We start from the raw sequence: 14118 nt of genomic DNA, 5'->3' as shown, positions 1-14118 counted from the left end.
CTGCCCGCCCTTCGGAGTCGGCCAGTCGAAAAGCGATGGCGCAATATTGGCTTTGCGGCAGCGGCCTGCTCTATAATGTGCCGCATCGCCCAAAACGGCTGACGAAAAGCCAGAACGGACAACAAAAAGAATGGCGGAATATTCGGCCTTCTCGCTTCTCAAAAATGCGCTGACCGGCAACAAGGACTGGAAACCGGCCTGGCGCAAGCCGGACCCGAAGGCGTCCTACGACGTGATCGTCATCGGCGGTGGCGGCCATGGCCTGTCGACCGCCTATTATCTCGCCAAGGAGCACGGCATCACCAACGTCGCGGTGCTGGAAAAGGGGTGGCTCGGCTCCGGCAACGTCGGCCGCAACACGACAGCCGTCCGCTCCAACTACCTGCTGCCGGCCAACACCCGCTTCTACGAACATTCGATGAAGCTGTGGGAGAACCTGTCGCACGATCTCAACTACAACGTCATGTTCTCGCAGCGCGGCTGCCTCAACCTCGCGCACACGCCCGCCCAACTCGACGATTTTGCCCGCCGCGGCAACGCCATGCGCCATCTCGGCGTCGACGCCGGACTGATGACCACGGCCGAGATCGCGCGCCTGGTGCCGGCGCTGGACGTCTCCGCCACGGCGCGCTTCCCAATCGTCGGCGGCCTGATGCAGCGGCGCGCCGGCACCGCCCGCCATGATGCCGTCGCCTGGGGCTATGCGCGCGGCGCCGACCGCCGCGGTGTCGACATCATCGAGAATTGCGAGGTCACCGGCTTCCTGCGCGACGGCGACCGCATATCAGGCGTCTCGACGTCGCGCGGAGATATCCGCGCCAGGAAGGTGGCGGTCGCGGTGGCCGGCAGCACCGGGCAAGTCATGCGGCTCGCCGGCATCGATACGATGCCGATCGAGAGCCACGTGCTGCAGGCCTTCGTGACGGAATCGCTGAAGCCGTTCATCAACACGGTCCTGACTTTCGGCATGGGCCATTTCTACATGTCGCAGTCGGACAAGGGCGGCCTTGTCTATGGCGGCGATCTCGACGGCTACAACAGCTACGCCCAGCGCGGCAGTTTGCCTGTTGTCGATGAGGTGATGAGCGAGATGCTGGCGCTGTTTCCGGGTCTCGCCCGGGTTCGCATGCTGCGTTCCTGGGGCGGCGTCTGCGACATGTCGATGGACGGTTCTCCGATCATCACCACCGGCCCGCTGCCGGGCATGTATCTCAACTGCGGCTGGTGCTACGGCGGCTTCAAGGCGACGCCGGCCTCCGGCTGGTGCTTTGCCTGGACCATCGCCAAGGATGAACCGCACGACTTCAACGCGCCCTTCACGCTGGATCGCTTCCATCGCGGACTGGTGATCGACGACAAGGGCCAGGGCGCGACGCCGCGGCTGCATTAGACCATGATCCCGAACCGCAGGTCGGCGTAACAAAGAGTGGAAACCGGTTTTCGGCCAAGATCATGGTCAAACGAGAAGATACAATCGCATGCTGATTACCTGCCCCTATTGCGGCCCGCGCGACGTCATCGAGTTCACCTATCAGGGTGACGGCAACCGCGAGCGCCCTCAGCCTGCCTCGCAGGACCTCGATGCCTGGAACGCCTATGTCTATGACAGATTGAACCCGGCGGGTGACCACAACGAGATCTGGCAGCATTCCGGCGGCTGCCGTGCCCATCTCAGGGTCGTACGCAACACGCTGACACACGAGATCTCCAGCGTCGCGTTCACGCGCGGCGACCACAAAGTGGCTGCCCGGCACAAGGCGGAGGGCAAGTCATGAGCCCGCGCCGCACCGATGCCGGTGGCCGGATCGACCGGCTGCGAACCATCCGGTTCACCTTCGACGGCGCGCCTTACACCGGCCATGCCGGCGACACGCTTGCCTCAGCGCTGCTGGCCAATGGCGTCACCCTGTTCGGACGCTCGTTCAAATATCACCGTCCTCGCGGGGTGCTGACGGCAGGCGCCGAGGAACCGAACGCCCTGGTGACGGTGCTGCGGGGCGAGGTTCGCGAGCCCAACATCGCCGCGACCATGGTCGAGATATATGATGGGCTGACCGCCGTCAGCCAGAACCGCTTTCCATCGCTGGCCTGGGATGTCAGCGCCGCCAACCAACTCGGCGGCAAGCTTCTGTCCGCCGGCTTCTATTACAAGACCTTCATGGGGCCCGCGATCGGCCCGCTGAAGAGCACGCGTTTCTGGATGTTCTGCGAGCATTTCATCCGCCGCGCCGCCGGTCTCGGCCGCGCCGGGACCGCTGCCGACACGGCGCGTTACGAGCGCATGAACGCCTTCTGCGATGTGCTGGTGGTCGGTTCCGGTCCGGCCGGACTGATGGCCGCCAGGGCAGCCGCCGATCAGGGCGCGCGTGTCATCCTCAGCGAGCTCGAACCGGATTTCGGCGGCTCGGCCAACTGGTCGGGCGAGACGATCGACGGGATGCCCGGGGCCGACTGGGCAGCGCGAGCCGCCGGCCAGCTCGAAGGCTATGACAATGTCCGCCTGCTGCCACGCACCACGGTCTGGGGCTATTACGACGGCAACACGCTCGCCGCGCTTGAACGGGTTGCCGACCACAAGGAGAGGCCCGGCAAGGGCGAACCACGCCATCGCTACTGGATCATTCGCGCCAAGTCGGTGGTGCTGGCCACCGGCTCCTTCGAGCGGCCGCTGGTGTTTCCGGGCAATGATCGGCCGGGAGTGATGCTCGCGCATGCCGCCGAACGCTACGCCAACGAGTACGGCGTGCTGGCGGGCAACAGGATCGCACTGTTCACCAACAATGACAGCGCCTATCGCTCCGCCCTGGCGCTGAAGAAGGCCGGTGCGGCGATTGTCGCCATCGTCGACGTGCGGCCGGAGCTTTCGAGCGAGACGCGCGAGCTCGCCGATGAAGCGGAAGCCAAGATCCTTTTCGGTCACGCCGTGGTCGCCACCGAAGGCGGCAAGGCGCTGTCCGGCGTCAAGGTGCAGCGCTTCGACATGGTCAACGGCGCGCTTGCCGGCGAGGCGCGCAGCATTCAAGCCGACTGCCTGCTGATGTCGGGAGGCTGGTCGCCGACCATCCATCTGGCCAGCCAGGCCGGCGCCAAGGCGGAATGGAATGCCGCCAGACAAGCCTTCCTGCCACCGAAGCCAACCCAGCAATGGCCGACCCAGCGATGGATTGGCGCCGGCGCTTTCACCGGCAGCTTTTCAACCGCCGAGGCAATCGCCGAAGGCCGCGCCGCCGGGCTTTCGGCGGCAGGTGGAACAGGCGTGCCTACGGCCCTGCCGGTCGTCGAAGCCGCACCCGGCGGTCCCGACCCGGCGCCGGTGTTCGAGATCAGGGCCAATGGAAAAAGCTTCGTCGATTTCCAGCACGACGTGACCGCGGAGGATGTACGGCTTGCACATCGCGAAGGCTTCGTCTCGGTCGAGCATCTGAAGCGCTACACCACGCTCGGCATGGCGACCGACCAGGGCAAGAGTTCCAACATACCCGGCCTCGCCATCATGGCCGAGGCGCTGGGCAAGCCGATTCCCGAAGTCGGCACGACACGCTTTCGCCCACCTTTTTCGGCCGTGTCGATCGGCTCACTCGCCGCCGAGCGTTTCGGCGACCTGAGGCCCCAACGGTTGACGCCGATGCATGACTGGCACGTCGCCAACGGCGCGACCATGTATTCGGCCGGCCTCTGGTATCGCCCGATGATTTATGGCGATCCCGGCGAGACGATCGAGCAGGCCTATGTGCGCGAAGCCAGGGCGACGCGGGAGAGCGCCGGCATCGTCGATGTCTCGACGCTGGGCAAGATCGCCGTGCAGGGCCCGGACGCGGCCGAATTCCTCGACCGGGTTTACACCAACATGTTCTCGACATTGGCCGTCGGCAAGGCCCGCTACGGGCTGATGCTGCGCGAGGACGGCCTCGCCTTCGACGACGGCACGACGTGGCGGCTCGGCGAACAGGACTTCCTGATGACCACCACCACCGCCAATGCCGGCAAGGTGATGCAGCATCTGGAGTATTTCCTCGACGTCATCTGGCCGGAGCTGAAGGTCCATGTCACCTCGGTGACCGACGAATGGGCGGGTGCGGCGATCGGCGGGCCTAGGGCGAGAGAGATCCTTGCTGCTTGCGTCACCGGCACCGCCGTCGACAACGCAACCCTGCCTTTCATGGGCATCGCGCACGGCAAGATATCAGGCGTGCCGGTGATGATCTGCCGGCTTTCCTTCTCCGGCGAAATGGCCTTCGAAGTCTACTCCGGCGCCGGCTACGGCACCCATGTCTGGGAAGCCTTGATCGAAGCCGGCAAGCCGTTCGGACTGGTGATCTACGGGCTTGAGGCGCTTGGCACGTTGCGCATCGAGAAAGGCCACGTCACCGGCGCCGAGATCGACGGCCGCACCAGCGCGCGAGACCTGCATCTCGACTGGATGCTGTCCAGGAAAAAGCCCTTCATCGGCTCGGCGATGATGGATCGCGAGGGCCTGATCGCGCCCGGCCGCCTGGAACTCGTCGGCCTGGTTTCGCTGGACAACCAGCCGCTCAACGGCGGCGCCCACATCGTCGAAGCGCTCGACGAAGCCAATCCGCACGATTCCATCGGCCACATCACCGCTTGCTGTTATTCGCCGGCGCTCGGCAAGTACATCGCGCTCGCTTTGGTCAAGGACGGCAAGGCACGGCGCGGCACGCGCGCCCATATCTCCGATCCTCTGCGCAACCGGTTCGGCCCGGTCGAGATCGTCTCCAACCACTTCTTTGATCCGGACGGGAGCCGCATGCATGGTTGAGCGCCAATCCCCGCTTGAGCTGGAGCTGCGCACCGGCTCGCATGGCGATTTCGAACACGGCATCGAGGTCATCCTCTCCGAAACCAGGCCGGGATCGATCCTGCAGCTCGCTGCCTGGCCGGGCCAGGAGAAGGCGTTGATAGCAGGCATTCGCACCGTTCCCGGCCTTGCGCTGCCCGACGGCGCCGGCGCCGGCAGCACCAACGGCGTGAGGTCGGTGTTCGGATTTGCACCGGGAAAATTCACCGTGGTCGACGAAGCCGAGGGCCTGGCATCGGCCTTTGCCAATGTCGTCACCCCTGATATCGGCACGGTGACCGACCTGTCGCACGGCCGCACCGCGATCCGCATCGCCGGACCGAAGGCGGAATGGGTGCTGGCAAAGTTCTTCGCCATCGACTTCGCGCTGCCGGCCTTCCCGGTCGGTGCCGGCCGCTCGACCATGCATCATGATGTCTTCGCCCAAATCCAGCGCACCGGCGCCGACCAGTTCGACATCTATGTGTTCCGCTCGTTTGCGCGCTCGTTCTGGAAAGCGCTCTGTCACGCCAGCGAGGAAGTCGGCTACGAAGTGCAGTAGACCGACGCGGCGCGTCGTCACCACGCTTGGCGTCACCTCAACTGGCGAACGTCACCCACTCTTCCAGCGGCGCGCGGTCGGTGCGGAACGCGTTTTCGGGCTTGGATGTGTCCTCACGGCCAAGCGCCATGCCGCAGACGACGATCTCCTCGTCGGGAATGTTGAGCACCGGCCTGATCTGCTTGTGATAGGGTGCAAAGGCCGCCTGCGGGCAGGTGTGCAGGCCCCTGCCCCGCGCCGCCACCATGATGTTCTGCAGGAACATGCCGTAATCGATCCACGACCCCTTGTTCAGCCGCCGGTCGACGGTGAAGATCATGCCGACCGGCGCGTCGAAGAAGACGAAGTTGCGGTCGTGCTGCGCGCGCATCCTGTCGACCTCACGCCGGCCGATGCCGAGCACGCTGTAGAGGCCGAAGCCGTTGGCCCGCCGCCGGGTCAGATAGGGCTCGAAGAACTGGTCGGGATAGTAGCGATACTCGTCCCACTCGGCCTTTTCGGCACGGATGCCGGAGTTGAGGATGGCATCGGTGATCCGCTGCTTGACCTCGCCCTTGGTGACGTAGACCCGCCAGGGCTGCATGTTGGTGCCCGAAGGCGCACGCGCGGCAACGGCGAGTATGGCGCGGATCGTCTCGTCGTCGACCATGTCGGGCAGGAACGCCCGCACCGAACGGCGCGACGTGATCGCCTCGTCGACGATCGCCGCGCCATCCGTAATCTTAGTCCTGTTTTCCAGCATGGGCGTCCCTTTGCGCGTGCCCCGGAAACCGGAATCGATTCCGGAAAGGATACATGCGCCGTCTAGAAATGAGAGAGCACCATTGCGGTCCAATTTGACGCATGGCGCTCTAACGCAAGCCTCGACCGGACGCCCTCACTCGCCGTTCGTGGCCGAGCCTTTGCCTGAACCGTCAAAACGGCGCAAGCAAATCTTGTGGCCTCATGAAAATTCTCTTGATTTTTTCACGAACCTGACCTTTGATGAAATTTGCCCTCAATTTTTCACCAAGGGGGACTTTTCACCAGACAGATTTTTACCGAGAAAAAAGGCTTTGACCTCAACCGCCGTCAGATCGGAGCAGGAAACCCGCGAACGGCTGCTGGCCGGCGATATCAGGGCGCTGCGCAGGGCGCGTGGGCTGACGCTTGCCGAGACCGGCCTGAAGCTCGGCCGCTCGGTCGGCTGGGTCAGTCAGGTCGAGCGCGGCCTGTCGATACCATCGCTTAGCGATCTCAGGGCCTTCGCGGAACTGTTCGGCGTGCCGGTCAGCCTGTTCTTCAGCCACGACGTGCCCGTCGAGAACGAGCGCGGCGTGGTCGTGCGCGCCGGCAGCCGCCGCACGCTTGGCACAAGCGATTCCGGACTGGTGGAGGAGCTTCTGTCACCCGATCTCGGCGGTAGCTTCGAGATGCTGCGTTCGGTCTTCGCGCCGGGTGCTGAACTGAAGACCGAAGCCCGCCGGCCGACGGAGGAAGCCGGATATGTCGCTTCCGGCAGCTTCGACATCGAGATATCAGGCGTCTGGCACCGGCTTGGTGAGGGTGACTCGTTTCGCTTCGACGGCAAGCCGTTCCGCTGGCGCAATCCCGGTGCGGAGCCGGCGGTGGTCATCTGGGTGGTTTCGCCACCTGTCTACTAGAGGTCTGGAGAAGAGTATGGCCGGTTTGCCGACCACGGCACGTGTGGTGATTATAGGAGGCGGTGTCGTCGGTGCGTCGGCGCTCTACCATCTCGCCAAGGCGGGCTGGACCGACTGCGTGCTCCTGGAAAAGAACGAGCTCACCTCCGGCTCGACCTGGCATGCGGCCGGCAACGTGCCGACCTTCTCCTCGTCATGGTCGCTAATGAACATGCAGCGCTATTCGACCGAGCTCTATCGCGGGCTGGCCGATGCGGTCGGCTACCCCATGAACTACCACGTCACCGGCTCGCTCAGGCTGGCCCATACGGCAGAGCGCATGCAGGAGTTCCAACGCGCCAAGGGCATGGGCCGCTACCAGGGCATGGACATCGATGTGGTCGGCCTCGACGAGATCAAGCGCCGCTACCCGTTCATCGAAACGCATGAGTTGAAGGGCGCACTCTACGATCCGAGCGACGGCGACATCGACCCGGCGCAGCTGACCCAGGCGCTGGCCAAGGGCGCCCGCGACCTGGGTGCGAAGATCATTCGCTTCTGTCCGGTCACCGGCGTGCGCCGCGACAAGGACGAGTGGGTGGTCGAGACCGCTCAGGGCGAGATCCGCTGCGAGATCGTCGTCAACGCCGCCGGCTACCGTTCGGCCGAAGTCGGCAGGATGTTCGGCCGCGACGTGCCGATGATGGTGATGAGCCATCAATATATCCTGTTCGAGGAAATCCCCGAACTGGCCGCGTGGTCGAAGGAGCAGGGCAAGAAACTGCCGCTGCTGCGCGACGTCGACACCTCCTATTATCTGCGCCAGGAAAAGAACGGCATGAATCTCGGCCCCTATGAGCGCAATTGCCGTGCCCATTGGGTCGGCCACAACGATCCGATGCCCGACGATTTCTCGTTCCAGCTGTTCCCCGACGATCTCGACCGGCTCGAGGACTATCTGGCCGATGCCGTCGCCCGCGTGCCGATTCTCGGCACCGCCGGCCTGTCCAAGGTCATCAACGGTCCGATCCCCTACGCGCCGGACGGCAACCCGCTGATCGGCCCGATGCCCGGCGTGCCGAACGCCTTCGAGGCCTGCGTCTTCACCTTCGGCATCGCCCAGGGCGGCGGCGCCGGCAAGGTGCTGGCCGAATGGGTGACTGAGGGCCAAACCGAATGGGACATGTGGTCCTGCGATCCGCGCCGCTTCACCGGCTTTGCCTCGGCCCCGGATTACTGCGTCGCCAAGGGCATGGAAATCTACGGCAACGAATACGCCATCCAGTTCCCGCGCCATGCCTGGCCGGCAGGCCGCGACCGCAAACTGTCGCCGATCCATGATCGCATCAAGGCGCTCGGCGCTTGCTTCGACGCCTATAATGGCTGGGAGCGCGCCACCTGGTACGCGCAGGCCGGCGACGACGTCTCGGAAACCGCGACGCTGACCTTCCGCCGCGACGGGCCGTGGCAGCATCGCGTGCGCGAAGAATGCCTTGCCGTGCGCGATACCGCCGGTATTTTGGACCTGCCCGGGTTCTCCCGCTTCAATCTCGACGGTCCGGGCGCGGCCGACTGGTTGAGCCAACAGATCACCGGCCCGGTGCCGAAACCCGGCCGCATCGGCCTCGTCTATTTTGCCGACGACAAGGGCCGCATCGTCACCGAAATGTCTGTCGTTCGCCACGACGAGAATTTGATGACGCTGATCACCGCCGCGGTGGCGCAGTGGCACGATTTCGAATGGCTGAAATGGCGCATGCCGAAGGAAGCCTCGTTCAGGCTGGTCGACAGGACCGAGGAATTCTCAACGCAGATCCTCGCCGGGCCTAATTCGCGAAAAATCCTCGCCGATGTCTGCGCCGCCGACCTTGCTCTGCCCTGGCTGACGCACCAGGAGACGACAATTGCCGGCCGTTGGGCAAGGCTGTTGCGCGTGTCCTTCGCCGGTGAACTCGGCTGGGAAATCCATACCAGGATCGACGACACCGCCGCCATCTTCGACGCCGTCTGGGCGACCGGGCAGAAGCACGGCCTGAAACCGTTCGGCATGTACGCGCTGGATTCATTGCGGCTTGAAAAATCCTATCGCGCCTGGAAAGGCGACCTGTCGATCGACTATTCGATCCTGCAGGGTGGGCTGGAGCGTTTCGTGAAATGGGACAAGCCGGATTTCCGTGGCAAGGCGGCGCTGCAAAACGAGAAGCAGCAGGGCGTGAAGAAGCGCTTTGTCACGCTGGTCGTCGAAAACCCCGGCGGCTGCGACGCGCCAACCATGTCGACGCTGTGGCATGACGGCCGGATCGTCGGCGAGACGACGTCCGGCGGCTGGGGTCATCGGATCGATAAGTCGATCGCGCTCGGCGTGCTGCGCGCCGACCTGACTGAGCCGGGAACTGCGGTCGAAGTCGAGATCTTCGGCGAGCGCTTCAAGGCGATCGTGCAGAAGGACGAACCGCTGTGGGATCCAAACAACGAGAGGTTGCGCGCATGAATTCAGTCATTCTCACCGACGGCGGCATGGGCCAGGAACTGGTCCGCCGCAGCAGCTCCGATCCCACCCCGCTATGGTCGGCCAGGGTGCTGATCGACGAACCGGACCTGGTGCGCGACCTGCATGCGGAGTTCATTCGGGCTGGCGCCCGCGTCATCACCATCAACACCTATTCCGCAACCCCCGAGCGGCTGGCGCGCGAGGGCGCGGAAGAGCTGTTCAAGCCGCTGCAGCAGCGCGGCATAGAACTGGCAAGGCAAGCGCGCGACCAGGCCGGCGACGCGGCAATCGCCGGCTGCCTGTCGCCGCTGTTCGGCAGCTACGCACCGGCCCTGACGATATCCTTCGAGGATACGCTCGACATCTACCGCCGCATCGTTGCCGAGCAGGCCGACGGTGTCGATCTGTTCCTGTGCGAGACCATGGCGTCGGTCGAGGAGGCGCGCGCGGCTGTCACCGCCGCGTCGGAAAGCGGCAAGCCGGTGTGGGTGTCGTGGACGCTCGCCGATCACGGCGCGCCGCGGCTGCGCAGCGGCGAAACCATAGCGGCGGCAGCAAGAGCTCTCGACGGCCTGCCGGTCGCAGCCAGGCTGATCAATTGCTGCCGGCCCGAAGCCATTGCTGCAGCGCTGCCCGAACTGATCGCTCTCGGCGGGCCGGTTGGCGCCTATGCCAACGGCTTCACCTCGGTCGAGGCGCTCAAGCATGGCGGCACGGTGGAAGTGCTGCACGCCCGCCACGACCTCGATCCGGATGCCTATGCCGACCACGCGGTCGGCTGGGTCGAGGCCGGCGCCGACATCGTCGGCGGCTGCTGCGAAGTCGGGCCGCCTCATATCGCGGCCCTGCGCGACCGGCTCGAACAGGCCGGCCACGAAATTTCGGGAGTAGCATAATGCCCAGGCCGTCATCGCGCATTTCCGGCATCGTGCCTTCCGGCAAGGACGGCTGGGAGGTCCATTTCGCCGCCTGGACGCGCAAGCAGGCCGGCGAGGACATCATCATGCTGTCGGTCGGCGACCATGATTTCGACACGCCGGCGCAGACGATTGAAGCCTGCGTGACCGCGGTTCGCGCCAGCAATCACCACTATACCCCGCTTGCCGGTATTCCGCGCCTGCGCCAGGCAATGGCGGCGGCCTCGACCGCCTGCACGGGCATTACGACCAACCCCGACCAAGTCATCGCCACACCGGGCGGGCAGGCTGCACTTTATGCGGCGGTGCAGGCCGTTCTCGACCAGGGCGACCATGCCATCGTGGTGGCGCCCTATTACGCGACCTACCCCAACACCTTCAGTGCGGCGGGCGCCGATTTCACCGTGGTCGAGACACCGGCCGAGGATGGTTTCCAGCCGCGTGCCGCCGACATTCGCGCCGCACTTCGGCCGAACACCCGCGCCATCCTGATCAACACGCCGAACAACCCGACGGGTGCCGTCTATTCGCGCCAGCGGCTGGAAGAGCTGGCGCAGATCTGCCGGGAGCATGACCTCTGGCTGCTGTCGGACGAGGTCTATTGGACACTGGGCGGCGGCGAGCACGTCTCGCCGCGTTCGCTGCCCGGCATGGCGGAACGCACGCTGGTCATCAATTCCATGTCGAAGAGCCACGGCATGACCGGCTGGCGGATGGGCTGGCTGAGCGGGCCCGAACAGATGATCTCGCTGCTGACCAACCTCAATCTGGTGACCACCTACGGCCTGCCGGCGTTCATCAGCCTCGCTTGCGCCGAGGCGCTGGAAAACGGCTACGGAGTCAAGGAGATCGCCGAACGCTATGCCGCACGGCGCAGCGTCGTCCTCGATGCCATGCGCGGCATGAACAACGTCACCGTGCGCGGCTCCGAAGGCGGCATGTATGTCATGCTCGACATCTCGGCTCTCGAGCCGGACGACGAGAAATTCGCCTGGGCCCTGCTCGACAAGGAAAAGGTCGGCGTGATGCCCGGCTCGAGTTTCGGCGAGGCCGCCGCCGGTCATATTCGCGTCAGCCTCTGCCAGCCCGAGGCGGTGCTTCTGGAAGCAACCCTTCGCTTGCGCCGCTTCGCGTCCAGCTACCGCCGCGAGGCCGCATGAGCGCCCTGCCCCAGAAAACCATTCTGGCCAAAACCATTCCTTCCAAGGCGAGGGCCGTCATCATCGGCGGCGGCGTCTCCGGCTGCTCGGTCGCCTATCATCTGGCCAAGCTCGGCTGGACCGACATCGTGCTGCTCGAACGCAAGCAGCTGACATCGGGCACGACATGGCATGCCGCCGGCCTGATCGGCCAGTTGCGCGGTTCGCAGAACATGACACGGCTGGCGAAATATTCGGCCGACCTCTACGTCAGGCTGGAGGCCGAGACCGAAGTCGGCACCGGCATGCGCCAGGTCGGTTCGATCACCGTGGCGCTGACCGAGGAACGCAAGCACGAGATTTATAGGCAGGCGTCGCTCGCCCGCGCGTTCGATATTGACGTGCGCGAGATTTCGCCAAACGAAGTCAAGCAGATGTACCCGCATCTTAATGTTTCCGATGTGGTCGGCGCCGTGCATCTGCCGCTCGACGGCCAATGCGACCCGGCCAATATCGCCATGGCGCTGGCCAAGGGTGCGCGCCAGCGCGGTGCGACGATCGTCGAGAATGTGAAGGTCACCAAGGTCCACACCAGGGATGGCCGCGTCACCGGCGTTTCCTGGACGCAGGGCGACGAGCAAGGCATGATCGAGGCCGACATCGTCGTCAATTGCGCCGGCATGTGGGCACGCGAGCTTGGCGCCCAGAACGGCGTCAGCATCCCGCTGCATGCCTGCGAGCATTTTTATCTCGTCACCGAACCGATCCCCGGCCTGACCCGGCTGCCGGTGCTGCGCGTGCCGGACGAGTGCGCCTACTACAAGGAAGATGCCGGCAAGATGATGCTCGGCGCCTTCGAGCCGGTGGCCAAGCCGTGGGGCATGGACGGCATAAGCGAAGATTTCTGCTTCGATCAGTTGCCCGAGGATTTCGAACATTTCGAGCCGATCCTCGAAATGGGCGTCAACCGCATGCCGATGCTGGCCAGCGCCGGCATCCACACTTTCTTCAACGGCCCCGAGAGTTTTACGCCTGATGATCGCTATTATCTCGGCGAGGCGCCGGAGCTTTCCGGCTACTGGATGGCGACCGGCTACAACTCCATCGGCATCGTCTCCTCAGGCGGCGCCGGCATGGCGCTGGCGCAATGGATCAACGATGGCGAAGCACCCTTCGATCTGTGGGAGGTCGACATCCGCCGCGCCCAGCCGTTCCAAAAAAACCGCCGCTATCTCAGAGAGCGCGTCTCCGAGACGCTCGGCCTGCTCTACGCCGATCATTTTCCGTACCGGCAGATGGCGACCTCTCGGAACGTCAGGCGCTCCCCGCTGCATGAACATCTGAAGGCACGCGGCGCGGTGTTCGGCGAGGTTGCCGGCTGGGAGCGGGCCAACTGGTTCGCGCGTGAAGACCAGGAGCGCGAGTACCGCTATTCCTGGAAACGGCAGAACTGGTTCGACAACCAGCGCGACGAACATCTGGCGATCCGCAACGGCGTCGGCCTGTTCGACATGACTTCGTTCGGCAAGATCCGTGTCGAGGGCCGCGATGCCTGCGCCTTCCTGCAGAGGCTTTGCGCCAACGACGTGGAGATGGCGCCGGGCAAGATCGTCTACTCCCAGATGCTCAACCAGCGCGGTGGCATCGAGAGCGACCTTACCGTCTCGCGGCTGTCTGAGACCACTTTTTTCCTCGTCGTGCCGGGCGCCACGCTACAGCGTGATCTCGCCTGGTTGAAAAAACATCTCGCCGATGAATTCGTCGTCATCACCGATGTCACCGCGGCCGAGGCCGTGCTCTGCCTGATGGGCCCGGATTCGAGGAAGCTGATTCAAAAGCTGAGCCCGAACGATTTCTCCAACGAAACCAATCCGTTCGGAACGTTTCAGGAGATAGAAATCGGCATGGGGCTGGCCCGCGCCCATCGCGTGACCTATGTCGGCGAACTCGGCTGGGAGCTTTACGTCTCGACCGACCAGGCCGCACACGTGTTCGAAGCGATCGAGGCGGCCGGCGCCGATGTCGGCCTGAAGCTTTGCGGCCTGCACACGCTGGATTCCTGCCGCATCGAAAAGGCCTTCCGGCATTTCGGCCACGACATCACCGACGAGGACAATGTGCTGGAGGCAGGCCTTGGATTCGCAGTGAAGACTGCCAAGGGCGATTTTCTTGGCCGCGATGCCGTGCTGAGGAGACAAGAAACCGGATTGAACCGGCGGCTGGTGCAATTCCGCCTGAAAGACAGGCAACCCTTGCTCTTCCACAACGAAGCGATCCTGCGCGACGGCAAGATTGTCGGCCCGGTCACCTCGGGCAATTACGGCCATCATCTCGGCGGCGCCGTCGGCCTCGGCTACGTGCCTTGCCAGGGCGAGAGCGAGGCGGATGTGCTATCGTCTTCCTACGAGATCGAGATCGCCGGCGAGCGCTTCGCCGCGGAAGTGTCGCTGAAGCCGATGTATGATCCGAAAGCGGAACGGGTGCGGATGTAGAGCGCCCTTCCCTTCTCCCCTTGTGGGAGAAGGTGGCCGAGCGAAGCTCGGTCGGATGAGGGGTGTTCCAGCTTGGCACCCCCGCACTCCGTCCAGC

General features: G+C 64.5%; 10 protein-coding genes. 9 read left to right on the top strand and 1 reads right to left on the bottom strand.

Going from position 1 to position 14118, the window contains the following annotated elements; all coding sequences use genetic code 11:
• The first annotated feature begins 130 nt into the window (after nucleotides 1–130).
• From AC0L3H_RS19825 to AC0L3H_RS19810, 4 genes are all read left to right on the top strand, one after another.
• Nucleotides 131–1390, top strand: a complete 1260-nt coding sequence (locus tag AC0L3H_RS19825) for a sarcosine oxidase subunit beta (RefSeq protein WP_091594426.1) — start codon at nucleotides 131–133, stop codon at nucleotides 1388–1390.
• An 88-nt stretch (nucleotides 1391–1478) separates the two neighbouring features.
• Nucleotides 1479–1775: a sarcosine oxidase subunit delta gene (locus AC0L3H_RS19820; RefSeq protein ID WP_128166926.1), complete on the top strand. Its 297-nt coding sequence runs from the start codon at nucleotides 1479–1481 to the stop codon at nucleotides 1773–1775.
• Complete coding sequence (locus AC0L3H_RS19815) at nucleotides 1772–4780, top strand: sarcosine oxidase subunit alpha (RefSeq protein WP_473586605.1); 3009 nt, start codon at nucleotides 1772–1774, stop codon at nucleotides 4778–4780. The genes AC0L3H_RS19820 and AC0L3H_RS19815 overlap by 4 nt, the downstream gene beginning before the upstream one ends.
• Nucleotides 4773–5360 (top strand): sarcosine oxidase subunit gamma, encoded by a 588-nt coding sequence (locus AC0L3H_RS19810; RefSeq protein WP_473586604.1) that lies wholly within the window; start codon nucleotides 4773–4775, stop codon nucleotides 5358–5360. The genes AC0L3H_RS19815 and AC0L3H_RS19810 overlap by 8 nt, the downstream gene beginning before the upstream one ends.
• A 37-nt stretch (nucleotides 5361–5397) precedes the next feature.
• Here AC0L3H_RS19810 and AC0L3H_RS19805 read toward each other — a convergent pair whose 3' ends face one another.
• Nucleotides 5398–6102: a nitroreductase gene (locus AC0L3H_RS19805; protein ID WP_473586603.1), complete on the bottom strand. Its 705-nt coding sequence runs from the start codon at nucleotides 6100–6102 to the stop codon at nucleotides 5398–5400.
• A 313-nt stretch (nucleotides 6103–6415) separates the two neighbouring features.
• On the opposite strand from AC0L3H_RS19805, the gene AC0L3H_RS19800 reads away from it, so the two are divergent.
• The 5 genes from AC0L3H_RS19800 to AC0L3H_RS19780 are packed head-to-tail and all read left to right on the top strand — an operon-like array spanning nucleotide 6416 to nucleotide 14021.
• Nucleotides 6416–7003 carry a helix-turn-helix domain-containing protein gene (locus AC0L3H_RS19800; protein WP_473586602.1) on the top strand — a complete coding sequence of 196 codons (588 nt, stop codon included), beginning with the start codon at nucleotides 6416–6418 and terminating at the stop codon, nucleotides 7001–7003.
• 16 nt (nucleotides 7004–7019) lie between these two features.
• A complete protein-coding gene (locus AC0L3H_RS19795; protein ID WP_473586601.1) occupies nucleotides 7020–9473 on the top strand; it encodes a GcvT family protein in 2454 nt (817 codons plus the stop codon).
• Complete coding sequence (locus tag AC0L3H_RS19790; RefSeq protein ID WP_473586600.1) at nucleotides 9470–10369, top strand: homocysteine S-methyltransferase family protein; 900 nt, start codon at nucleotides 9470–9472, stop codon at nucleotides 10367–10369. Before AC0L3H_RS19795 ends, AC0L3H_RS19790 begins: the two co-directional genes overlap by 4 nt.
• Complete coding sequence (locus tag AC0L3H_RS19785) at nucleotides 10369–11550, top strand: pyridoxal phosphate-dependent aminotransferase (RefSeq protein ID WP_473586599.1); 1182 nt, start codon at nucleotides 10369–10371, stop codon at nucleotides 11548–11550. Before AC0L3H_RS19790 ends, AC0L3H_RS19785 begins: the two co-directional genes overlap by 1 nt.
• Nucleotides 11547–14021, top strand: a complete 2475-nt coding sequence (locus AC0L3H_RS19780) for a GcvT family protein (protein ID WP_473586598.1) — start codon at nucleotides 11547–11549, stop codon at nucleotides 14019–14021. Before AC0L3H_RS19785 ends, AC0L3H_RS19780 begins: the two co-directional genes overlap by 4 nt.
• The last annotated feature ends 97 nt before the right edge of the window (nucleotides 14022–14118 follow it).

The sequence above is a fragment of the Mesorhizobium sp. WSM4816 genome (assembly GCF_055811535.1).
The sequence above is the reverse complement of the archived record's forward strand: the minus strand, read 5'-3'. Positions and strand labels throughout refer to the sequence as shown.